Origin of the sequence: Thalassobaculum sp. OXR-137 (assembly GCF_034377285.1) — a bacterium.
GTDB lineage: Bacteria > Pseudomonadota > Alphaproteobacteria > Thalassobaculales > Thalassobaculaceae > Thalassobaculum.
The window spans coordinates 697,214-720,154 of the sequence record NZ_CP139715.1 but is presented as its reverse complement, the minus strand read 5'-3'; the positions used below and the strand labels follow the sequence as shown (position 1 = coordinate 720,154).

18 protein-coding genes are annotated in these 22,941 nt (G+C 68.8%); 13 read left to right on the top strand and 5 right to left on the bottom strand.

Annotated elements, in window-relative coordinates; genetic code table 11:
* Positions 1-126: 126 nt before the first annotated feature.
* The 6 genes from T8K17_RS03430 to T8K17_RS03405 all read left to right on the top strand — a co-directional run bounded on the left by T8K17_RS03430 (position 127) and on the right by T8K17_RS03405 (position 8,836).
* On the top strand, positions 127-966 hold the full coding sequence (locus T8K17_RS03430) for an FAD binding domain-containing protein (RefSeq protein WP_322333104.1): 840 nt from the start codon (positions 127-129) through the stop codon (positions 964-966).
* Complete coding sequence (locus T8K17_RS03425; protein ID WP_322333103.1) at positions 963-3,719, top strand: molybdopterin-dependent oxidoreductase; 2,757 nt, start codon at positions 963-965, stop codon at positions 3,717-3,719. The genes T8K17_RS03430 and T8K17_RS03425 overlap by 4 nt, the downstream gene beginning before the upstream one ends.
* A complete protein-coding gene (locus T8K17_RS03420) occupies positions 3,716-5,206 on the top strand; it encodes a 6-hydroxynicotinate reductase (protein ID WP_322333102.1) in 1,491 nt (496 codons plus the stop codon). Before T8K17_RS03425 ends, T8K17_RS03420 begins: the two co-directional genes overlap by 4 nt.
* A gap of 8 nt (positions 5,207-5,214) precedes the next feature.
* Complete coding sequence (locus T8K17_RS03415) at positions 5,215-6,075, top strand: UPF0280 family protein (protein WP_322333101.1); 861 nt, start codon at positions 5,215-5,217, stop codon at positions 6,073-6,075.
* 108 nt (positions 6,076-6,183) lie between these two features.
* Positions 6,184-8,271 carry a methyl-accepting chemotaxis protein gene (locus T8K17_RS03410; protein WP_322333100.1) on the top strand — a complete coding sequence of 696 codons (2,088 nt, stop codon included), beginning with the start codon at positions 6,184-6,186 and terminating at the stop codon, positions 8,269-8,271.
* A gap of 106 nt (positions 8,272-8,377) precedes the next feature.
* Positions 8,378-8,836, top strand: coding sequence for an Hsp20/alpha crystallin family protein (locus tag T8K17_RS03405; protein WP_322333099.1), 459 nt, complete (start codon positions 8,378-8,380; stop codon positions 8,834-8,836).
* Positions 8,837-8,982: 146 nt separating this feature from the next.
* On the opposite strand, the gene T8K17_RS03400 is transcribed toward T8K17_RS03405, so the two are convergent.
* From T8K17_RS03400 to T8K17_RS03390, 3 genes are read right to left on the bottom strand one after another with little or no spacing between them, the layout of a single operon-like run.
* Positions 8,983-9,429: a GNAT family N-acetyltransferase gene (locus T8K17_RS03400; RefSeq protein WP_322333098.1), complete on the bottom strand. Its 447-nt coding sequence runs from the start codon at positions 9,427-9,429 to the stop codon at positions 8,983-8,985.
* Positions 9,430-9,433: 4 nt separating this feature from the next.
* The gene (locus T8K17_RS03395; RefSeq protein ID WP_322333097.1) at positions 9,434-10,213 is read right to left on the bottom strand and encodes an SDR family oxidoreductase; all 780 of its coding nucleotides are present in this window, start codon (positions 10,211-10,213) and stop codon (positions 9,434-9,436) included.
* A gap of 14 nt (positions 10,214-10,227) precedes the next feature.
* Positions 10,228-12,129, bottom strand: coding sequence for a propionyl-CoA synthetase (locus T8K17_RS03390; RefSeq protein WP_322333096.1), 1,902 nt, complete (start codon positions 12,127-12,129; stop codon positions 10,228-10,230).
* 339 nt (positions 12,130-12,468) lie between these two features.
* Here T8K17_RS03390 and T8K17_RS03385 point away from each other — a divergent pair, with 339 nt between their 5' ends.
* Together T8K17_RS03385 and T8K17_RS03380 are read left to right on the top strand one after the other, a co-directional pair.
* On the top strand, positions 12,469-13,029 hold the full coding sequence (locus tag T8K17_RS03385) for a manganese efflux pump MntP family protein (protein ID WP_322333095.1): 561 nt from the start codon (positions 12,469-12,471) through the stop codon (positions 13,027-13,029).
* 44 nt (positions 13,030-13,073) lie between these two features.
* Positions 13,074-14,714: an acyl-CoA synthetase gene (locus T8K17_RS03380; RefSeq protein WP_322333094.1), complete on the top strand. Its 1,641-nt coding sequence runs from the start codon at positions 13,074-13,076 to the stop codon at positions 14,712-14,714.
* A 210-nt stretch (positions 14,715-14,924) separates the two neighbouring features.
* On the opposite strand, the gene parA is transcribed toward T8K17_RS03380, so the two are convergent.
* A complete protein-coding gene (gene parA, locus T8K17_RS03375; protein WP_322333093.1) occupies positions 14,925-15,572 on the bottom strand; it encodes a ParA family partition ATPase in 648 nt (215 codons plus the stop codon).
* Between the two features lie 117 nt (positions 15,573-15,689).
* On the opposite strand from parA, the gene T8K17_RS03370 reads away from it, so the two are divergent.
* From T8K17_RS03370 to T8K17_RS03360, 3 genes are all read left to right on the top strand, one after another.
* Positions 15,690-16,637: an L-threonylcarbamoyladenylate synthase gene (locus tag T8K17_RS03370; RefSeq protein ID WP_322333092.1), complete on the top strand. Its 948-nt coding sequence runs from the start codon at positions 15,690-15,692 to the stop codon at positions 16,635-16,637.
* Positions 16,638-16,974: 337 nt separating this feature from the next.
* A complete protein-coding gene (locus T8K17_RS03365) occupies positions 16,975-18,417 on the top strand; it encodes an FAD-binding oxidoreductase (protein ID WP_322333091.1) in 1,443 nt (480 codons plus the stop codon).
* Positions 18,418-18,593: 176 nt separating this feature from the next.
* Positions 18,594-20,396 carry an acyl-CoA dehydrogenase gene (locus T8K17_RS03360; protein WP_322333090.1) on the top strand — a complete coding sequence of 601 codons (1,803 nt, stop codon included), beginning with the start codon at positions 18,594-18,596 and terminating at the stop codon, positions 20,394-20,396.
* Between the two features lie 197 nt (positions 20,397-20,593).
* Here T8K17_RS03360 and T8K17_RS03355 read toward each other — a convergent pair whose 3' ends face one another.
* Entirely contained in the window at positions 20,594-21,235 is a 642-nt protein-coding gene (locus tag T8K17_RS03355) for a hypothetical protein (RefSeq protein WP_322333089.1), read from the bottom strand.
* A gap of 152 nt (positions 21,236-21,387) precedes the next feature.
* Here T8K17_RS03355 and T8K17_RS03350 point away from each other — a divergent pair, with 152 nt between their 5' ends.
* Positions 21,388-21,939, top strand: coding sequence for a DUF924 family protein (locus T8K17_RS03350; RefSeq protein WP_322333088.1), 552 nt, complete (start codon positions 21,388-21,390; stop codon positions 21,937-21,939).
* 56 nt (positions 21,940-21,995) lie between these two features.
* Positions 21,996-22,940 carry a 2-hydroxyacid dehydrogenase gene (locus tag T8K17_RS03345; protein ID WP_322333087.1) on the top strand — a complete coding sequence of 315 codons (945 nt, stop codon included), beginning with the start codon at positions 21,996-21,998 and terminating at the stop codon, positions 22,938-22,940.
* Position 22,941 lies beyond the last annotated feature (1 nt).

The window sequence follows — 22,941 nt, the reverse complement described above, 5'->3', positions numbered from 1 at the left end:
AGACTTGCATCCGATTGTGGCCAAATCCAGTGCCGCGACACCGGCGCGACCCCTTGACCGCTCACAAACTCGTGGCACACTTCATTGGTGTACGAATGAAATTTAAAGCCGTCCGCCGGAGGTGCCGTGAGCCGATATCTGCGTCCACGCAACCTGGACGAGGCCCTTCGCGAACTGGCGGAGGACCGTTGGACGGTGCTCGCCGGCGGGACCGATCATTTTCCGGCACGTGCGATCCACGACCGCGACGAGGACATCCTCGACATCACCGCGCTCGAGGCCCTGAAGGGGATCGAGCGGACCGCGGCCGGCCTTCGGATCGGCGCGGCCGCGACCTGGCGGGCGGTGATCGACGCCGACCTGCCGCCGGCCTGCGACGGGCTCAAGGCGGCGGCACGGGAGATCGGCGGCGCTCAGATCCAGAACCGGGGGACGGTCGGCGGCAATCTCTGCAACGCTTCGCCCGCCGCCGACGGGGTACCGGCCCTGCTGTCCCTCGATGCCGAGGTGGAGTTGGCCTCCATCGGCGGAACTCGCCGTCTGCCGCTCGACCGCTTTGTGCTGGGCAACCGCAAGACCGCGCTGGCGCCGGGTGAGCTGCTGACCGCCATCCACCTGCCGCAGACCGCGCTGGAGGGGACGGGCCGGTTCCTGAAGCTGGGCGCGCGGCGTTATCTGGTGATTTCCATCGTCATGGTCGCCGGAACCATGCGGCTGGCGCCCGACGGAACCGTCGCGGCCGCGCGGATGGCGGTGGGCGCCTGCTCCGCCGCCGCCCTCCGGCTGGAGGCGCTGGAGAACGCGCTGGTCGGGCTGTCGCCGAGGGGGGCGGCGGACCGGCTGGACGACAGTCATCTCGCCGCCCTGGCGCCGATCGCCGATGTGCGGGGCGATGCCCCCTATCGGCTGGATACCGCCCGCATTCTGGTGCGGCGTTGCCTGACCGACCTGGCGGAGGCGGCATGACCGAGATGCTGAGCTTTACCGTCAACGGCACGCCCCGATCCGTCGAGACCGCCCCGCAGCGGCGTCTGTCCCGGGTGCTGCGCGAGGATCTGGGCCTTACCGGCACCAAGGTCGGCTGCGATGCCGGCGATTGCGGGGCCTGTACGGTGCTAATGGACGGCGCGCAGATCTGCGCCTGTCTCGTCCCGGCCGGCCAGGCCGCTGGCTGCGAGATCGTGACCGTCGAGGGCCTGGCGGAAACGGACGGGTCCCACTCCGCCCTGCAGCGCGCCTTCGCCCGTCACGGGGCCGCCCAATGCGGGATCTGCACCCCGGGCATGCTGATGGCGGCGGAGGATCTGCTGCGCCGAGAGCCGCAACCGAGCCGGAGCGCCGTCGAGGATGCCCTGGGCGGGGTGCTGTGCCGCTGCACCGGGTATCTGAAGATCGTCGAGGCGGTGCTGGACGTCGCCTCCAACGCGCCCGACGCCGGGATGCCGGAACCCGGGGCGGCGGTCGGCGCGCGGGTCGCGCGGCTGGACGGCAGCGGCAAGCTGGACGGCCGCGAGCTCTATGGCGACGACACCACGCCGGCCGACGCGCTCTGGCTGCGGGTGGTGCGCTCGCCCCATGCGCTGGCGGATTTTTCGCTCGGCGATCTCGACGCCTGGGCCGATGCGACGCCGGGGGTGGTGGCGGTGCTCACCGCCCGCGACGTACCGGGGCATAACAGCTTCGGCATCTACCCCACCCTGAAGGATCAGCCGGTCTTCGCCGAGCGCTTCGTGCGCTATCGCGGCGAGGCGGTGGCCGCGGTGGTGGTCGCCGACCGGGCGGCCTTCGAGGCGGTGGACCTGTCCGACTTCCCGGTCGAGTGGTCGCCGCGCGAGGCGGTGGTCGGCATCGAGGCGGCTCTGAAGGACGGCGCCACGCAGTTGCATGAGGCGTCGCCCGGCAACGTGCTGATCCGCGGCCGGGTGGCGTCCGGCGATATCGACTCGGCCCTGGCCGGCGCCGATGCGGTGGTCGAGGCCGCCATGCAGACCAGCTTCGTGGAGCATTCCTATATCGAGCCCGAGGCCGGTTGGGCCCGGCGGGTCGGCGACCGGGTCGAACTGCGGGTGACCACCCAGACCCCCTATATGGACCGCGACGAGGTCGCCCATGTGCTCGGCGTTCCGCAGGAGGCGGTGCGGGTGACGCCGTCGGCCGTCGGCGGCGGGTTCGGCGGCAAGCTCGACCAGTCGATCCAGCTCCCCCTGGCGGTCGCGACCTGGAAGCTCGGCCGGCCGGTGGCGACGCTCTATCACCGCCCGGAGAGTTTCGCCGCCACCACCAAACGCCACCCGGCCGCGATGACCGCGAGCCTGGGTGTGAGGCGAGACGGCACGATCGCCGGCTTCCGGTTCCATGGCGATTTCGACACCGGCGCCTATGCCTCCTGGGGGCCGACGGTGGCGGGCCGGGTGCCGGTCCATGCCCCGGGTCCCTACCGGGTGGGCTCGGTGCTCGCGACCAGTGCGGCGGTCTATACGGACGGGCCGCCGGCGGGCGCCTTCCGCGGCTTCGGCGTGCCCCAGGCGGCCATCATCGGCGAGCGGCTGATGGACGAAGCGGCCGCCAGCATCGGCATGGACCCGTTGGAGTTCCGGCTGCTGAACGCCCTGCGCGTCGGTGACCCGACGGCAACAGGTCAGGTGATCGAGGCTTCGGTTGGCCTTGCCGCGTGTATCGAAGCCCTGAAGCCCGCCTGGGCGCGCTATGCCGAGCAGGTCGCGGCCCACAATGCGAAAGCCGGTCGAACCCGTCTCGGCGCCGGGATCGGCTGCATGTGGTATGGCTGCGGCAACACCTCCATGTCGAACCCGTCCACCATGCGCCTGGCGCTGAAGCCGGACGGGCGGCTGACCCTGTTCAACGGCGCGGTCGATATCGGCCAGGGCAGCTACACCATCATGGCGCAGATCGCCGCCGACGCGCTGGGCGCGCCGCTGGCCCTGGTCGATCAGGTCTGGGGCGATACCGACCTGACGCCCGATGCCGGCAAGACCTCCGCCTCGCGCCAGACCTTCGTGTCCGGCCGGGCCTCGGAGCTGGCCGGCCGCGACCTGCGGGCGCAGATCCTGCGGCTAGCCAATGCGGGCGAGGATGCGGACCAGTCCTTCGACGGGGCGCGGATCGCCATCCGCGACGCCGCCGGGACGCGGGAGTTGGACCTGTCGACCCTGCCGGTGGATGGCGACGGACATCTGCTGGTGGGCGAGGGGACGTTCGACCCGCCGACCGCTCCGCTCGACGGCGACGGCCAGGGCACCCCCTACGCCACCTACGCCTTCGCCGCCCAGATCGCGCTGGTGGAGGTCGACCCGGAGCTCGGCACCACCAAGGTGCTGCACATGACCGCCGCCCACGATGTCGGCCGGGCGGTGAACCCGACCCTGGTGGAGGGGCAGATCCATGGCGGCATCGCCCAGGGGCTCGGCCTGGCGCTGATGGAGGAATACGTCCCCGGCCGCACCGAGAACCTGCACGACTACCTGATCCCCACGGTCGGCGACATGCCGCAGATCGACTGCATCCTGATCGAGGATCCGGAGCCCCTCGGCCCGTTCGGCGCCAAGGGGATCGGCGAGCCGGCCCTGGTGCCGACGGCGCCCGCCATCCTCGCCGGCATCCGCCAGGCGGTCGGCGTATGCCCGGACAAGGTGCCGGTCCTGCCCCATCGTCTGCGCGCGGCGATCCGGGCCGCCCAGGCGAAGGAGGCGGCGGAATGAGTGCGGAAACGGAAACCCTGCCCGACGGCATCGTGCGCTGCGACGCCTGCCCGGTGCTCTGCCGGATCCGCGAGGGCAAGTCCGGCGCCTGTGACCGCTACGCCAATGTGGACGGCGACCTGGTCCGCCTCGACCCGCTGGTGGTGACAGAGCGGGCGATCGAGCGCGACGGCACCGTCGTCCCGTTCCTGGAGAACGCATCCGACTGGGACGGCCGGATCGTCGCCGAGCCGCCGGTCTTCGTCACCGGCATCGGCTCAGGCACGACCTATCCCGACTACAAGCCGGCACCCTTCATCGTCGGCGCGCAGTGGGAGGGAGTGGACACGGTCACCGTCGTGACCGAGGGAATCTTCAGCTATTGCGGCGTGAAGGTGAAGATCGACACCGACCGCCATCTCGGCCCCGAGCAGGCCCAGGTGCTGGCCGATGGCGAGCCGGTCGGCCATGTGACCACGGCGGAATACGGCAGCCAGATGCTGTCGCTCGGCGGCGTGCGCCACCTGACCGGCGGCAGCAAGAAGGAAGGCACCGTGACCTGCGCCGCCATGCTGGCCCTGTGCAACGGCGAGGCGGTGGACCTGCAGATCGAGGGCGGGAGCAAGGTCACCGTCCAGGCCGGCAAGCCGCCGATCGTCGACGGCAAGCAGGAGGAGCGGATGCGGGTCGGCTGCGGCTCGGCCACCATCGGCATCTTCGCGCGCCAGTGGCTCGGCCATGCCGACGAGGTCATCGTCGTGGACGACCACATCACCGGCGTGCTGAGCGAGCACCAGGCCGGAAAGTTCCTCGACATGAAGCCCGGCGGCATCCGGGTGCGGGGCCGCAAATCCACCCCCGGCCGGTATTTCCAGGTGGCCGACCCCGGCTCCGGTTGGGGCGGCACCGACGTGACCGACCCGCTGGACATCATCGACCGGGTCGATCCGAAGACCGCCTGGCCCGGCGAACGGATCCTCATGGTCTCCACGACCGGCGAGGACAGCGCCTATTTTGAGCTGGATGACGGGCTGAATTTCGTCGCCAAACCAATGCCGAAACCGCTGGAGGTGGTGGTCGATCGGATCGGCGAGAATTGCGAACCGGCGCTGTGCACCGTGCTGTTCATGGGCGGGGCCGGCGGCAGCCTGCGGGCCGGGGTAACCGAGAACCCGGTGCGGCTCACCCGCTCGGTTCAGTCGGCGATCACCCGGGTCACCTGCGGCGGCGCGCCGGTCTATGTCTGGCCGGGCGGCGGCATCACGCTGATGGTCGACGTGACCCGCCTGCCGAAAGGCGCCTTCGGCTATGTGCCGACCCCGGCCCTGGTCGCCCCGATCGAGTTCACCCTGCCGCGCTGGGCCTATGAGGAGTTGGGCGGCTACATGGACGCCATCCGCCCTCTGGCCGACGTGCTGGACAGCCGGCCGGATCTGCGCCGGGAAGCCCAGGCGTCGGACAATCCCTGGCCCTATCTGCCCCAGGGCACGACCGCCCGCGGCGGCTGAGGCCGGGCATGCAGGCCGCCCGCCTTTCCGACGGCCGCATACACCTGCAGGACGGCCCGATCGACCTGATCCTCAAGGCGGAAGGCCCCGGTCACGAGGCCGCGGCGCGGGCGGCTGTCGCCGCCTTCGACGGGCTGCTGGCCGAGCTGGCGGGGGAGCTGACGATCCTGCGTCGACCCATCGTCGATCCGCCGCCGGGGGTAAGCGGTCCCGTGGCCCGCCGCATGGTCGCCGCCGTCGCCCCCTATGCCGGTCGGTTCGTGACGCCGATGGCCGCCGTCGCCGGATCCGTCGCCGATCACATCCTGGCCGTAATGCTGGCGGCCGCACCCGACCTCTCCCGCGCCTGGGTGAACGACGGCGGCGACATTTCCTTTCATCTGGCGCCGGGACAGACTTTCGAGGTCGGGCTGGTGCCGGAACTGCACGCGCCCGCCCTCGCCGGGACCGCCGTCCTGAGCCACGCCGACCCAGTGCGCGGGGTGGCGACCAGCGGGCGCGGCGGGCGCTCCTACTCCTTCGGGATCGCCGATGCGGTGACAGTCCTGGCCCTGGATGCGGCGACCGCCGATGTGGCCGCCACGCTGATCGGCAATGCGGTCGACCTGCCCGGCCATCCGGCAATCCGGCGCGGGCCGGCCTCGGCCGAGGACCCGGACAGCGATCTCGGAGACCGGGAAGTCGTATTAAAAGTAGGGTCACTCTCAGAAATCGAGATCGACCGCGCCCTACAGTTCGGATTGATTGAATATGAGACGATTATGAAGAGCATGCCCATATTCGGCGTGATAGTATTTTTGTCGGGACGGTGGCGCATGGCCGGCGACACGATGGCGGGGACCCCCGGCAGGTGGTTACTCAGCCCATAAGAAAAGACCCCCGGCCCCTCGCGTCATCGCGCAAAAAGACCGTGACCGTAAGGGGGAATGGGCATGAAGTCTGGGAGTGGCGCGCCAGAAATCGCGGAAATCCAAAGATTGTTCCGGCTGGATGACCAGGGAGCGGTTCCCGAGGGCGACCGGCTGGCGCGGTCCGCGCTGGAGGGTTTCTACGGCTCGGGCATCGGCCGCTCCGACATCGCTCCCCATTTCGAGAACGGCGATCTCGACCGTTTCATGCGTGCCCAGAAGGAGCATTGGGCTGCCCTCATGTCGAGCGGTTCCGCGGCGCAGGGGGAGACCCGGTTCGCCACGTCCGCGACCATCGCCCGGATGCGCTCCGAGGCCGGCATCGGGACCGCCGCCGCCATCGCCGAGTACGAAGCCCTGACGGAGGAGCTGGTCGTCGGTGCGCTGAAGAGCGTGCGGAAATCGGACCGGCAGGAGCAGGCGATCCGCACGATCCTGCGCCGCTGTTTCGCCGATCTGGCCGCCGGCCTCGGCGCCGCGCCGGGCACCGGACCGGACGGCGATGCGGCGGGACGGTTGGCCGCCATGTCGGACAGCCTGGAACGGGAGATGTCGACCACCCTCTCGGAGGTGCGCCACCAAGTGCAGACCCTGACCCAGGTGGCCGGGCAGCTGGAGGGCATCGCCGGGGACGTGACCTCGGCCACCGGCACGGTCGCCGCCAGTGCGGAGAACACCCGCGAGGGCGTGAACATCGTCGCCAGCGCCTCCCAGGAGATGGAGGCCTCCAGCCAGGAGATCTCCGACCAGACAACCGGTGCCGCCTTGAAGGCGGAGGACACCCTGGCGGATATCGACCGGGCGAAGGCAGCGATGGCCGCCCTGACCGAGAGTGCGGCGGCGATCGGCGGGGTGACGGAACTCGTCCGTAACATCGCCAAACAGACCCGGTTGCTGGCCCTGAACGCGACCATCGAGGCGGCGCGCGCCGGCGACATGGGCAAGGGATTCGCCGTGGTGGCCGGCGAGGTGAAGAGCCTCGCGGCGGAAACCGAGCAGGCGATCGCCTCGGTCCATGAACGCACCCAGCAGATCTCCGAATCCACCGACTCGGTCAATCTGGCCCTCGGCAGCATCGTCGCCGGGGTGGAGGAACTGTCCCAGCGCGCCGGCTCGGTCTCGTCGGCCGCCGACGAACAGCGCGCCGCCATCGCCGAGATCGCCCGCAGCGCCGAACGCGCCTCGCTGGAGACCGGGCAGGTTGCCGACCAGATCGGGGCAATCCAGGACACCGCCCAGATGTCCCTGCGCGCCGCCGACCGGCTGTCGGAGGTCGCCACCCGGCTCGGCCGCGATGTGGGCGATCTCCAACGGCGGATCGTCACCATGCTGCGCACCTCCAGCACCGGCCAGGCGGGACAGTCGGAGCGGGTGTCGGTCGGCATTGCCGGTACCTTGTCCGTCGGAAGCGCCGCGCTGACCGGTCACGTGATCGACCTCTCCCCGTCCGGCGGACTGTTCTTCCCCGGCCTGGAGGAATCGGCCACCGGGCAGACCGGAGCGGTGGACGTCGAGGGGATCGGCCGGATGCCGATCCGGGTGGTCGGCAGCAGCCCGCTCGGCTCCCATCTTCAGTTCCTCGACCCGAGCGCCGCCGACCTCGCCCGCGTGCGGCAGGCCATGGAGGCGACCAAGGTCAAGGACGCGCCGCTGGTCGATCTGTGCCGGGACGCGGCCGAGAGGCTGTCCGGCATCCTGGCGAGCGCGCTCTCCTCCGGCCGGCTGGACCAGGCGGGCCTGTTCGACGAGGACTACGTCCCGATCGCAGGCACCGATCCGGTTCAGTACTCCACCCGGTTCCTGGCGCTGACCGACGAGCAGTTCCCGGCGATCCAGGAGGCGGTGGTGGCGAAGAACTCGGCCATCGTGTTCTGCGCCGCGGTCGACCGGAACGCCTATCTCCCCACCCACAACGCCGCCTTCTCCAAGCCGCAGAAGCCGGGGGAGACGGTCTGGAACACCGCGAACAGCCGCAACCGCCGGATCTTCGACGACCGCGCCGGCCTGCTCGCCGCCCGCAATACCGAGCCCTACAAGATCCAGAGCTACGTGCGCGACATGGGCGGCGGCAACAAGCAGGTGCTGAAGGAGGTCGACTGCCCGATCCGCGTGGCGAACCGGATCTGGGGCAATCTGCGGCTGGCCTATCGCGGATGAGCGTTTAACGGACCGATTTGACCCAGGTCAAAGCGCTATCGGCGCTCTCCCCGTAGGTTTCCCCCGTCCCTGAAGGGACGTTGGGAAATGAGCCAGGGAGGTCGAAATGGTCGAAGGCGTTCCATCCCAAGCCGACTGGTGGCCCCAGGTCATGGATCCGCTGCGGCGGTTCGGCCATCGGGTCGCCGAGTTCTTCAGCCCGCCCTCCGACGCCACCGCGTCGAGTTCCGCCTATGTCATCGAGATCGAGCTGCCTGGCGTGCGCGAGGAGGACATCCATGTGGAGGTCCATGGCGATCAGATGACTGTCAGCGGCGAGAAGCGGTCCTCGCGCAACGAGAAGACCGACAGCTACATCTTCTCCGAACGGACCTATGGCGCGTTCCGGCGCAGCTTCCGCTTTCCGCCGGATGTGGACGAGGGCGGCATCGAGGCCCATAGCGAGGACGGCATCCTGCGCATCACCCTGCCGAAGAAGGCGGAAGCGTCTCAGGGCAAGCGCCGTATCGATATCCAGCGCGCGCCCAAGGGCGTGACCGGGGATCCCCGTCCGAATTTCGAATAGGCCGTCCGACGACGGTCGACCGGCTGGCCCGTGGGGGGCTGGGCAGGCGGGTCGGCACCGGGGCTCTTAAGACCCGGTCGCCGATCCGCCCCGCCGGCCTTTCAGGCCGGGACTCGGTTCCCCGGCAGTGAGAGCAGGCCTCAAGGTCAGCAGGGACCCAACGTTCGGCGGAAGAACTTCGACGTGTCGGTGTTTTCGTATCCAAGGGCCGTGTAGAAGGCGTGCGCGTCCGTCCGGCGCTCATGGGACGCCAGGCTGACGGATGAGAGACCGTGTTCTCTCGCCCAACTCTCGGCAGCAGCCATCAGGCGCCGGCCGAGTCCGAGGCCGCGCCGGGTCTCGTCGATCACCAGCGACTGCACGACGGCCTCCGTCGGCTTCTCGATGGCCGGGCGTTGGAACACATGAAGGACGCCGACGACCTCCTCCCCGAACACACTGACCATGACGGCGTGCCCCGGAGAGTCCTGAACGACACGCAGTCGGTCGGCGAGAACCTCAGCGTCCATCGCGTAACCGAGCTGGTTCAACAGGGTGACGCAGCGCGGAACGTCGCTCAGCGTCATCGCTCGGACCGTTACCTGGCCGCTCATGCCTTCAGTCCTTCGGCTGGATCACATGTCCCTGGGCGAGGCGGCCGCCATCGGCGTAGATCACCTGGCCGGTGACGTACGAGCTGTCGTCGCTGGCCAGGAACAGGGCCACGCCGGCCATCTCCTCCGGCTCGGACGCACGGCGCATCGGCGTGCGCATTTCCACCCGGCGCATCGCCTCGTTGTCGGTGAGAATGCCGGCGCGGAACAAGTCGGTGGCCACGCTGCCCGGGCCGATGGCGTTCACCCGGATGCCGTAATCCGCCAGATCCATCGCCATGGTCTTGGTGAGCTGCGCCACCCCGCCCTTGGACGCGTTGTAGGCGGCGAGCCCCGTCGGTGCGATCACCGAGTTGACCGAGGCGGTATTGACGATCCGGCCCTGGATGCCGCGATCGACCATCCGCCGCGCCGCCTCCTGGCCGGTCAGGAACACGCCCTTCAGGTTGACCGCGATCACCCGGTCGAAGGTGGCGTCGTCCAACTCGAGGAACGGGTGGTTGTGGATCACGCCGGCATTGGCCACGGCGATATCCAGGCTGCCGTAGGCTTCCAGGGTGCGATCCATCAGCGAGGCGACCTGGGCGCGGTCAGAGACGTCGCAGGCGATGAACCGCGCCTCGCCGCCGGCCTGCTTGATCGCCTCGACCGACGCATCGCCGGCCATGGGATCGGCGTCCGACACCACGACCTTGGCCCCTTCCAGGGCGAATCGCTTGGCGATGGCCGCACCGATCCCCCGTGCCGCGCCGGTGACGACGGCGACTTTTCCTTCCAGACGCATGTCAATTCCCTTCCTTATGCCCCTTTGCGGGCGTATCCGATGGTCTGCAGCGACGCGCCGATCTCGTCGATGATCGCCGGGTCGTCGATGGTGGCGGGGGTGGAAAAGCTCTCGCCGTCGGCGATCTTCTGCATGGTGGCGCGCAGGATCTTGCCCGAGCGGGTCTTCGGCAGCCGGTGGACCACCGTCGCCTGCTTGAAGGCCGCGACCGGTCCGATGCGGTCGCGCACCATGGCGACCACCTCCTTCACGATCTCCTCATGCGGCCGGTTCACCCCGTCCTTCAGCACCAGGAAGCCGAGCGGCACCTGGCCCTTCACCTCGTCGGCGACGCCGATCACCGCGCATTCGGCGACGTCCTGGTGGCTGGCCAGCACCTCTTCCATGCCGCCGGTCGACAGGCGGTGGCCGGCGACGTTGATGATGTCGTCGGTCCGCGACATGACGTGGAGATAGCCGTCCTCGTCGACGATGCCGGCATCCCCCGTCTGGTAGTAGCCGGGGAACTCGGCCATGTAGCTTTCCACGAAGCGCTCGTCGTTGTTCCATAGGGTCGGCAGGGCGGCGGGCGCCATGGGCAGCTTGATCGCCAGCGAGCCGATCTCGCCCGGCGGCATCTCCTCGCCCTCCGGCGACAGGGCATGGACCTCGTAGCCCGGCACGGCGCGGGTCGGCGATCCCGGCTTGAACGGCAGCAGTTCGATGCCGAGACAGTTGGAGGCGATGGGCGAGCCGGTCTCGGTCTGCCACCAGTTGTCGATCACCGGCACGTTCAACTTGTCCTGGGCCCATTTGAGCGTGTCCGGATCGCAGCGCTCGCCGGCCAGGAACTGGGCGCGGAAATGGGACAGGTCGTAGTTCGCCAGCAGCTTGCCCTGGGGATCCTCCTTCTTGATCGCGCGCAGGGCGGTCGGGGCGGTGAACATCGCCTTGACCTTGTGGTCGGCGATCACCCGCCAGAAGGCGCCGGCATCGGGCGTGCCGATCGGCTTGCCCTCGTAGAGGATCGTGGTGCAGCCGTGGAACAGCGGCGCGTAGACGATGTAGGAGTGGCCGACCACCCAGCCGACATCGGAGGCGGCCCAGTACACGTCGCCGGTGTCCATGCCGTAGATGTTCGGCATCGACCATTTCAGGGTGACCAGATGGCCGCCGGTGGCGCGCACTACGCCCTTCGGCTTCCCGGTCGTCCCGGAGGTGTAGAGGATGTAGACGGGATCCTCCGCCTTGACCGGCACGCATTTGGCCGGCTCCGCCTGGTCGACCGCGTCCTCCCACAGCCAGTCGCGGCCCATGACCAGGGAGGCCTCCTCTTGGGGGCGCTGCTTGATGATGCAGGCGTTCGGCTTGTGCTCGGCCAGCTCGATGGCCCGGTCCAGCAGCGGCTTGTAGTGGACCACCCGCTGGCCCTCCAACCCGCAGGAGGCGGCGACGATCACCTTCGGCTTGGCGTCGTCGATCCGGGTCGCCAGTTCCTTGGAGGCGAAGCCGCCGAACACCACCGAATGGATCGCGCCGATCCGGCTGCAGGCCAGCATGGCGATTACCGCCTCGGGGATCATCGGCATGTAGAGGATCACCCGGTCGCCATAGCGCACCCCCAGGCCCGCCAGGGCGCCGGCGAAGGCGGCCGTCCGTTCCTTGAGCTGGTCGTAGGTGATGGTCTCCACGGTCTTGGTGACCGGGCTGTCGTAGATGATGGCCGGCTGGCTGCCGCGCCCTTCGTCCACATGTCGGTCGACCGCGTTGTAGCAGGTGTTGGTCTCGCCCCCGACGAACCACCGGTAGAACGGCGGGTTGCTGTCGTCGAGCACGGTGTCCCAGCGCTTGGTCCACACCACATCCTCGGCGGCGCGCGCCCAGAACGCCTGCGGGTCCGAGCGCCACGCGGCATAGACGTCGTCGAATTGACCCATCGTCGCGGCCTCCCTTGTCGGCGGGACCGTTGTCGGTCCGTCTGTTCGTTCTTCTGCGAACTCTATGCGCGAGGTGGCGGTCTTGTTAAGCGGCAGCATTGCCGCGGCTGCCGGCCGGGCGGGATCGCGGACAGGTTTAGTCGCCGGCCGGACCGGTCCCGTCCGGCGGCCGACTAAGAAGATTGAGGGGGGTATAGATGTCATCCTCCATGTAAGAAACTCTCTTTAATATCATAAAGTTAGCTTTGCCTAATTTTTGACTTCCCCGCCGGAGGTCGCTATATACGGGGCATCCCACAGGGGCGCTGCGGTGCCCATCCACAGACCGGCGGACCCGGAATGATTTCGACCCTTGCCCTCGCCGTCGGCGTCTCGGCGGACGCGTTCACCGTCGCCATCGGAAAAGGTGCGCGCCAGGACCGTCATCGGGCCGTCGATATCCTGACCATCGCCTTGGTCTTCGCCGCGGCGGAGACGGTGGCGTTGCTGATCGGCTGGTCGCTTGGGCATGCCGCCAACACCTATGTGGCGGCGGTCGACCACTGGATCGCCTTCGGCATCCTCGGGGGCGTGGGCATCAAGATGATCTGGGAAAGCCTGATCGTCCCGTCCGAGGCCGATAGCGGCCCGGCGGTGATCTGGCCGACCCTCGTGCTGACCGCCATCGGCACCAGCGTCGACACCTTCGCCGTCGGCGCCGTGCTGGCGCTGATGGAGGATGCGGTGGTGCCGACCGCGCTCGCCATCGCCGCCGTGACCTTCGTCCTGGCGTGTCTCGGCATGCTGCTGGGCCGGGCCGCCGGCAATGCCATCGGCCGGCCGGCGGGCGCCATCGGCGGGCTGATCCTGATCGGCATCGGCAGCGTCATTCTGGTCCAGCATCTCGGGGTGTGGGCATAATTCGCGTTCTCGGCTAGGGTCTGCGCGACCACCGGAGAGCGACAATGACTGCTACTGCTACTGCCGATAATCCGTTCGAAACCGATCTCGACCGCAACGCCGCGAACTACGTGCCGTTGTCGCCGTTGAGCTTCCTGGTGCGCACCGCCGCGACCTTCCCGGACCGGCTGGCCATCGCCCATGGCAAGCGGCGCTACACCTGGGCGCAGACGGCAGAGCGCTGCCGCCGGCTGGCCTCGGCGCTGGCGAAGCGCGGGGTGGGCAAGAACGACACCGTGGCGGCCATGCTGACGAACACGCCGGAAGGGGTGGAAGCGGCCCATGGCGTGCCGATGGCCGGTGGTGTGCTGAACATGCTGAACACGCGCCTGGACGCGGCCACCATCGCCTTCATCCTCGATCACGGCGAGGCCAAGGTCCTGCTGACCGACACCGAGTTCGCGCCGGTGATCAACGAAGCCCTGACCCTGACCGACCGCGAACTCCTGGTCATCGACATCGACGACAGCGAAGGGCCGGGCGGCGAGAAGCTGGGCGAGGTGGACTACGAATCCTTCCTCGCCACGGGCGATCCGGATTTCGCGGGCGTGCGGCCCGACGACGAGTGGGATGCCATCGCCCTCAACTACACGTCCGGCACGACGGGCGACCCCAAGGGCGTGGTCTACCACCACCGCGGCGCCTATCTGAACGCGCTGGGGAACATCATGGTCTGGGGTATGAAGATGCACCCGGTCTATCTCTGGACCCTGCCGATGTTCCACTGCAACGGCTGGTGCTTTCCGTGGACCATCACCGTGCAGGCGGGCACCCATGTCTGCCTGCGCAAGGTCGAGGCTTCGGCGATCTACAAGGCCTTCGCCGAGGAGGGGGTGACCCATCTCTGCGGCGCGCCCATCGTCATGTCGATGCTGCTGAACGCCGACGAGCAGACCAAGCAGTCCTTCCCGCAATCGGTCCAGATGATGACCGCCGCCTCGCCGCCGCCGGCTCCGGTCCTGGCCGGGATGCAGAACCTGGGCATCGACGTCACCCATGTCTACGGCCTGACCGAGGTCTACGGCCCGGCTGTGGTCTGCGCCTGGCACGACGAGTGGTCGATCAAGCCAGTGGACGAGCAGGCGGCGCTGAAATCGCGCCAGGGCGTGCGCTACCCGTCGCTGGAAGGCCTCTACATCGCCGATGCCGAGACCCTGGCGCCCGTGCCCGCCGACGGCGAGACCATGGGCGAGGTCATGATGCGCGGGAACGTGGTGATGAAGGGATATCTGAAGAACCCGTCGGCCACCGACAAGGCGTTCAAGGGCGGCTGGTTCCATACCGGCGATCTCGGCGTGATGCACGAGGACGGCTATATCGAGCTCAAGGACCGCTCCAAGGACATCATCATCTCCGGCGGCGAGAACATCTCCACGATCGAGGTCGAGGGTGTGCTGTACAAGCACCCGGCGGTGATGGACGTGGCGGTGGTCGCCCGCCCGGACGAGAAATGGGGCGAGACCCCCTGCGCCTTCGTCACCCTGCGCCCCGGCAAGGAGGCGACCGAGGCCCAGCTCATCGCCTTCGCCCGCGAGCACATGGCGCATTTCAAGGCGCCGAAGACGGTGGTGTTCGGCGAGCTGCCGAAGACCTCCACTGGCAAGGTGCAGAAATTCGTCCTGCGGGAGCGGGCGCGGAACCTGTAGGGAAAAGGCGCGACAGGCCGGCCCTTCGACACGCTCCGACCCTTCGACACGCTCCGACCCGGACCAAGTCCGGGCCTGCGCTGCTCAGGGCGAGGTCATCTGGAAATTTCAGGGCGAGGTCATCTGGAAATTAATGGAGACCTCGCCCTGAGCAGCCCCGCAGGGGCATGTCGAAGGGCCGGGGCCAGATCGAGAGTGCGGGTACGCCCTCTACTTCTTCATCACCTCGGCGGCCAGCGCCTTGATCTCGGCCGCCGCGGTGCCGCGCTTCTGATATTCGGTCACCCCCTTGCCCTCCAGCAGGGAGGCGGCCAGCGCGGTGCGGTTGCCGATGGTCGCCTTCGCCACCTTCGCCCCCATCTCGCCGGTCTTCGCCGTCATCGCCTCGGTCAGGGAGGCGCGCGACGGCACCCGGTTCAGCACCAGCAGGGCGGCGGTCTTCTCCGATTTGGCGAGGTCCAGGGTCGCCTGGGTGGCCCAGAAATCCATCGGGCTCGGCTGCAGCGGCACCAGCACCAGATCCGCCACCCGCACGGCGATCTTCGCCTCGGTCTCGGCATGGGGCGGGCTGTCGACCACCACCACGTCGTGGTCGCGGGCCAGTTTCTCGACCTCGTTGGCGGTGCGCCAGCCGGTGATCCGGTGCACCGACAGGCTGCCCTTGCCCTTGCCGTTGGACGGTTCGGGCAGGCCCAGCTCGGTGCGCATGTCCCACCAGGAGGACAGCGAGGCCTGGGGATCGATATCGACGACGGCGACGGACTTACCGGTCTCGGCGATCGCCACGGCGAGATGGGCGGCCAGCGTTGTCTTGCCGGCGCCGCCCTTCTGCTGGGCGACGGTGAGGATGCGTGCCATTCAGGCCCTCCCTCCTCTAAAGATTGTCGGAGCAGTGTAGCGGGCCGACGGCTATGCTGCACTGCAAAACAGTACCGCGACTTGACGTTGCGTCTCCCGTGAGGCACCTGCCCCGCCATGTCCGTACCGATCCGCCCCCTCGACGACCCTGACGCCCGTGCCGAGGCGGCGCGGATCCTGCGTGCCGGCGGCCTCGTCGCCTTCGCCACCGAGACCGTCTACGGGCTCGGCGCCGATGCCACCGACGAGACGGCGGTGGCCAAGATCTTCGCCGCCAAGGGCCGGCCGCGCTTCAATCCGCTGATCAGCCATGTGCCCGATGTGGAGACCGCCTTCGCCCTTGGACAGGCGACGGAAGCCGCGCGGGCGGTGGCGCAGGCGTTCTGGCCAGGACCGCTGACCCTGGTGCTGCGCCGGGCCGAGGGCTGTCCCATCGCCTGGCTGACCTCCGCCGGGCTGGAGACGGTGGCGATCCGCGTGCCCGGCAAGCCCGACGCCCGCGCGCTGCTGGCGGAGGTCGGCCGCCCCATCGCCGCCCCCAGCGCCAACCGGTCGGGCCGGGTCAGCCCGACCAATGCGGCCCATGTGGCGGCCGAGGGCTTCGACGGGCTGGACGTGATCCTCGACGGCGGGGCGTGCACGGTCGGGCTGGAGAGCACGGTGCTGGACGTTTCCGGCGAGACGCCGCGGCTGTTGCGGCCGGGTTCGGTCACCCGGGAACAGATCGAGGCGCTGGTCGGACCGATCGAGCTGGCCGGCCATGGGGATGCGATCACCGCGCCGGGGATGCTGGCCAGCCACTACGCGCCGGCGGCGCCGGTTCGGTTGAACGCCACCGAACTGCGGGCGGGCGAGGTCGGGCTGGATTTCGCCGGGCACCTGGGGGCGGAGGCCGATCTCAGCCCCACGGGCGATCCGGTGGAGGCGGCGGCCAATCTCTTCGCGCTGCTGCGCGCGCTGGACCGGCAGGGCGTGGCCGCCATCGCGGTCGCTCAGATCCCGGAAGCAGGGCTGGGGGCCGCGATCAACGACCGCCTGCGCCGGGCAGCGGCACCGCGCGGGTGACACACTTTCCCATTTTTCAAAGCACTCCCCGGATTTATTCCGGGGTCCACCCCTGCCCGCGCGAGGGCGGCGACGCAAGGTCCCCGGTTGCCGAGCAGGACCAACCGTGGGCCCCGGAATAAATCCGGGGAGTGAGGGGGGAGCGTTGATCCTGACCTGCGCCAGGATGACCAAAAGCAGAGGAGCAGCTGGGAAGCTCGGCTAGCATCCCCTCCGCCTGAGGCCAAATTTCCGCCCCGGTGAATGGACCAATCGCGGACGCATCTTGTCGTGCGGGGATGGAGCCTTATGATCGGGTTATCCACATGTCCCATACCTCACCGTGAGGAGACTGCCCATGGCCGCGCCAGCCGCCGCCACCCGCAACGACGCCGACCAGGCTCTGGAGCGCATCAAGACCATCGTCGGCCCGAAGGGCTGGATCGACGACGCCGACGCCATGGCGCCGCATCTGGCCGACTGGCGCGGGCTCTACGGCGGCTCGGCGCGCATGGTGGTGAAGCCGGCGAATACCCAGGAAGTGGCCGACGTGGTCGCGGTCTGCGCCGAGGCCGGCATCCCCATCGTCCCCCAGGGCGGCAACACTTCCCTGTGCGGCGGCTCGACCCCGGACGAGGGCGGCGAGGAGATCATCCTGTCGCTGGCGCGCATGAACAAGGTCCGTGCCGTCGATCCGGACAACTACACCATGACGGTGGAGGCCGGCTGCATCCTGGAGAGCCTGCAGCAGGTGGCCTCCGACGCCGACCGCTATTTCCCGCTGTCGCTGGCCGCCGAGGGCAGCGCGATGATCGGCGGCAACCTGTCGACCAATGCCGGCGGCACCAACGTGCTGAAATACGGTAATGCCCGCGAGCTGGTGCTCGGCCTTGAGGTGGTGCTGCCGGACGGCCGGATCTGGAACGGCCTGCGCGGCCTGCGCAAGGACAATACCGGCTACGACCTGAAGCAACTCTTCCTCGGTGCGGAAGGCACGCTCGGCATCATCACCGCCGCCGTGTTGAAGATCTTCCCCAAGCCGACCGACGTGCGTAGCGCCTTCTGCGCGGTGCCGGACGTGGCCTCAGCCGTCACCCTGCTCGGCCGCGCCCGGGCGGAGAGCGGCGACGCGGTGGAGACTTTCGAGCTGATGCCGCGGCTGGTCATCGACCTGGTGCTCAAGCACATGCCGGACTGCGAGGACCCGCTGGCCGAGCGCTACGAGTTCTACGTCCTGCTGGAACTGGTCTCCACGGCGTCCGGCGAGAGCGGGCTGTCGGAGCGGCTGGAGTCGATTCTGGAGGGCGCGTTCGAGGCCGGGCTGGTGATCGACGCCGCCATCGCCCAGAACGAGGCCCAGCGCCAGGAGTTCTGGAAGCTGCGCGAGAACGCCTCGGAGAGCCAGAAGATCGAGGGCGCGTCGATCAAGCACGACGTCTCCGTTCCGGTCTCGCGCATCGCCGAGTTCTACGATGCCGCCTGGAAGAAGGTGGAGGAGATCGACCCCACGGTGCGGCTGGTCGGCTTTGGCCATGTCGGCGACGGCAACCTGCACTACAACCTGCAGGTCCCCGAAGGCGGCGACGGCAAGGCCTTCCTGGCGCGCTGGGACGAGTTCAACCGGGCGGTCCATGACACGGTGGTGGAGATGGGCGGCTCGATCAGCGCCGAGCATGGCATCGGCCGCCTGAAGCGCGGCGAACTCGCCCACTACAAGGACGCGGTCTCCATGGACCTGATGCGGGCGATCAAGGCGACCCTGGACCCGACGGGCATCTTCAACCCGGGCAAGGTGCTCTGACGCCAACACGAAAGCTGGGCGCCCGCCCATTTCGGAGTAGGATTCTCCGCAGGCGACAGATATGTCGTCCCTGGGTTGGGCGCCCGGTCATCGCGACTATATAAGGGCGCTCGATTTCGAGGATCGTGACCGGGCCCCTGCAAGACGGCCGGCGCGGGAGGAAGAGGACGCGAGTGATGAGCCCTTACGCTGCCCCCCTGCGCGACATGCGCTTCGTGCTGAACGACGTGGTCGGTCTCGACCGCATCGCGGCCCTGCCCGGGCTCGACGGCACCGACCCCGATCTGGTCTCCCAGATCCTGGAGGAAGGCGGTAAGCTCGCCGGCGACGTGCTCGCCCCGCTGAACTCAGTCGGCGACAAGTATCCGCCGACGCTGGAAAACGGCGTTGTGCGGACACCCAACGGATTCCCGGACGCCTACCGCCAGTTCGCCGAGGGCGGCTGGAACGGCGCGCCCTTCGAGGAAGAATACGGCGGCATGGGCCTGCCCTGGCTGGTCTCCACCGCGCTGCAGGAGATGTGGCAGGGCGCCAACCTCGCCTTCGGCCTGTGCCCGCTGCTCACCCAGGCGGCGATCGACGCCCTGCGCGAGGTCGGCTCCGACGAGCAGAAGGCGCTGTACCTGCCCAAGCTGGTGTCCGGCGAGTGGACCGGCACCATGAACCTGACCGAGCCCCAGGCCGGCACGGATCTGGGTGCTATCCGCACCAAGGCGGAGAAGCGGGACGACGGCAGCTACCGGCTGAAGGGTCAGAAGATCTACATCACCTGGGGCGACCACGACTGCACCGCCAACATCGTGCATCTGGTGCTGGCCCGTTCGCCCGACGGCATTGCCGGCACCAAGGGTCTCTCGCTCTACATCGTGCCGAAATTCATCCCCGACGCCGACGGCAATCCGGGCACGCGCAACGACGTGCGGCCGGTCGGTCTGGAGCACAAGCTGGGCATCCATGCGAGCCCGACCTGCGTGATGGCCTATGGCGAGGACGAGGGCGCGGTCGGCTGGCTGGTCGGCGAGGAAAACCGCGGCATCGAGTACATGTTCATCATGATGAACAACGCCCGACTGGCCGTCGGCCTGCAGGGCGTGGCCATTGCCGAGCGCGCCTACCAGCAGGCGGTGGACTATGCCCGCAACCGGGTCCAGAGCCGGGCGATCAACGGCTCGAGCGACGGCGTGACGATCATCCACCACCCGGACGTGCGCCGCATGCTGATGACCATGAAGGCGCAGATCGAGGCGATGCGCGGGCTGGTCTACGACACCGCCGCCGCCATCGATACCGCCGACCGGCACGCCGACAAGGACGTTGCGTCGAAGGCCCAGCGCCGGGTCGACCTGCTGATCCCGGTGGCCAAGGCCTGGTGCACCGATACGGCGGTGGAGATCTGCTCCACCAACATCCAGGTCCATGGCGGCATGGGCTTCATCGAGGAGACCGGTGCCGCCCAGCATCACCGCGACGCCCGCATCCTGCCGATCTACGAGGGGGCGAACGGCGTCCAGGCGTTGGATCTGGTCGGTCGCAAGGTGTCCCGCGACGGCGGGGCGGCCATGGGCGAACTGCTGGCCGATATCGACCTGACCGTCGCCGAGCTTTCCGAGCACGCGGCGGGCGACACCACCCTGCACGCCATGCACCGCCATCTGTCGGCGGGCCGCAAGGCCCTGGCCGAGGCGACCGACTGGGTGGTGGCGACCATGCCGGGCGACCCGGCGGCGGCGGCTTCTCCCTCGGCGGTGTTCCTGAAGCTGTTCGGCCTGGTGGCCGGCGGCTGGCTGATGGCGCGGTCGGGCCTGGCGGCGCGGCGGCTGCTGTCGGAAGGCGGCGATGTCGACGCGCGGTATCTGGAGGCGAAGCTGGTGACGGTGCGGCACTACGCCGACCACGTTCTGGCCCAGGCGCCGTCCCTGCTGGACACCATCACCGCCGGCGGGGAGACGGTGATGGCCCTGGCCGAGGATCAGTTTTAGAGGCGGGCTGCGGCGGCAGCTATTCCCCGCCCGCAAACAACTTACACTCCCCGGATTCATTCCGGGGTCCACCACTGGGCGCGACCTAGACGCCTGGCCGCGATCACCGACGCCCGTGCCGAGTGATGGGTGGACCCCGGAATGAATCCGGGGAGTGAAGTGAGAGAGGAGTGGAGGAGAGGGAGAGCCTCCGCGCCTCAGTTGATCACCCCTTCCAGCGGGTTCAGGCGGAAGCCGAAATTGCTCGGGTTGCCGGAGATCGAGCCCAGCACCGGCGGCTCGCCGCGTCTGCGGTCGCGGGCATCGACGGCGAACATCTCCTGGATGCCGGCGCGGGTCATCTTCGCCAGGGCCGGATCGCTCAGCGACGTGATCTTCGGGCCGCTGACCTTGGTGCCGCCCAGCGCTTCGCCGCGGGTGCAGAAGGCGAGGAACAGGTTGGTGCGGTCGCTATAGCGCGCGGCCGCCACGTCGGCGGCGCGGGCCTCGGACTCGCAGACATCGGCGGTCGACAGGGACTCTTCCGGATCGAACAGGGCGACGATGCGGAAGTTCGGATGGTTCGCCGCACCGATCTCCGAGGTGAAGGTCGTCGGCATCGCGAAGACGGCGCCGCTGGCCGCGTTCGCCATCACCGAGGCGACGGCATCATGGTCGCCCAGTTCCGTCGGCGGATTGGCGGCGCGCAGATAGACCGGGCTGTCCGAGCCGGCGTAGCGCAGATAGGCGCGGCGGCCCTCGGAATCCGTCGGTTGAATGGTGTTCTGCGCCGTCACGCATCCGGCCAGGGCCAGCGCGCATACGCCCAGCATCCCGACCCGTCGCCCGAATTTCAGCATGGTTCGATCCTCCTGATCCGACTCCTATGTGCGCATCGCGGTCAACGTCGGCAAGGCCGCATTCCGTCGCGGCCGCTCTCCGGCGATCCCGAGCGATCCGCACGCTTCAACCTTTGCGGTGGCTCCGCTAAGGTCGCGGCGGGAGGATACCGATGACCGATACCGCCACCGTCGAGGACGTTCTGACCTTCTGGTTCGAGGAGTGTTCGCAGGAAGACTGGTTCAAGAAGAGCGACGCGTTCGACGCCACGCTGCAGGCGCGGTTCGGCCCGACCCACGCGGCCGCCGCCGAGGGCCGGCTCGACGCCTGGGCCGAGACGCCGGACGGACGGCTCGCCCTGATCCTCCTGCTCGACCAGATGTCGCGCAACCTGCTGCGCGGCGATGCCCGCGCCTTCGCCCAGGATCCGGCCGCCCTGGCGCTTGCCCGCCGCGCCCTCGCCGAGGGCGACCATGCGGGGGCGAGCCGGGATCGCCGGCTGTTCCTCTACCTGCCCTTCGAGCATAGCGAGAACCCGGCCGACCAGGCCCTGTGCATGGCGCTGTTCACCGCGCTGGGCGATGACGAGCTGACCGAGTTCGCCCGGCGGCACAAGGAGATCGTCGACCGGTTCGGCCGCTTCCCCCATCGCAACGAGACCCTGGGCCGGCAGAGCACCGCCGAGGAGATCGCCTTTCTCCAGCAACCCAATTCATCGTTCTGACCCATCACGCCCAAATTCACGCCCAAAATTCACGCCCCGACAGAAGGACGCCAGCCGTGAGCACCAAGCCCGATCTCCTCGTCATCTCCCCCTGGTACGACGTCGCCATGAAGGAGCTGGACGACCATTTCACCGTCCACAAGCTCTGGGAGAGCAAGGACAAGGCGGGCCTGCTCGCCTCCATCGCCGACCGCTGCGAGGCGATCGCCGGGGCCACCGCCTGCGGCGCCGACATCATGGACGCCCTGCCCAAGGCCAAGGTGATCGCCCATCACGGCGTCGGCTATGACGGGGTCGACGTGAAGGCGGCGACCGAGCGCGGCATCAAGGTGTCGAACACCCCGGACGTGCTGAGCGACGAGGTCGCCGATTTCGCCCTGGGCCTGCTGCTCGCTACCTGCCGCAAGATCCCCCATGCCGACCGCTATGTGCGCGCCGGCAAGTGGGAGAGCGAGGGCAACATGGCCTTCACCCAGCGGGTGCATGGCCGCAAGGTCGGCATCCTCGGCCTCGGCCGCATCGGCATCGAGATCGCCCGGCGCTGCGAGGGCTTCAAGATGGACATCGCCTACCATACCCGCAGCAAGAAGACGGACGTGCCCTACACCTATTACGGCGATCTGCTGTCCATGGCGAAGGACGTGGACTTCCTGATCGCCATCGTGCCGGGCGGGGCGTCCACCAAGCACATGATCGACCGCGAGGTTCTCGACGCGCTCGGCCCGGCCGGCGTGCTGGTGAACGTCGCCCGCGGCTCGGTGGTGGACGAGGCGGCCCTGATCGAGGCGCTGAAGGATGGACGGCTCGGCGCCGCCGGCCTCGACGTGTTCGAGCAGGAGCCGAAGGTGCCCCAGGCGCTGAAGGACATGACCGAGAACGTCGTCCTGCAGCCGCACCAGGCGAGCGCCACCCATGACACCCGCCTCGCCATGGGCCGGCTGGTGATGGAGAACGCCCTGGCGGGTCTCGCCGGCAAGCCGCTGATCACGCCGGTGAACTGAG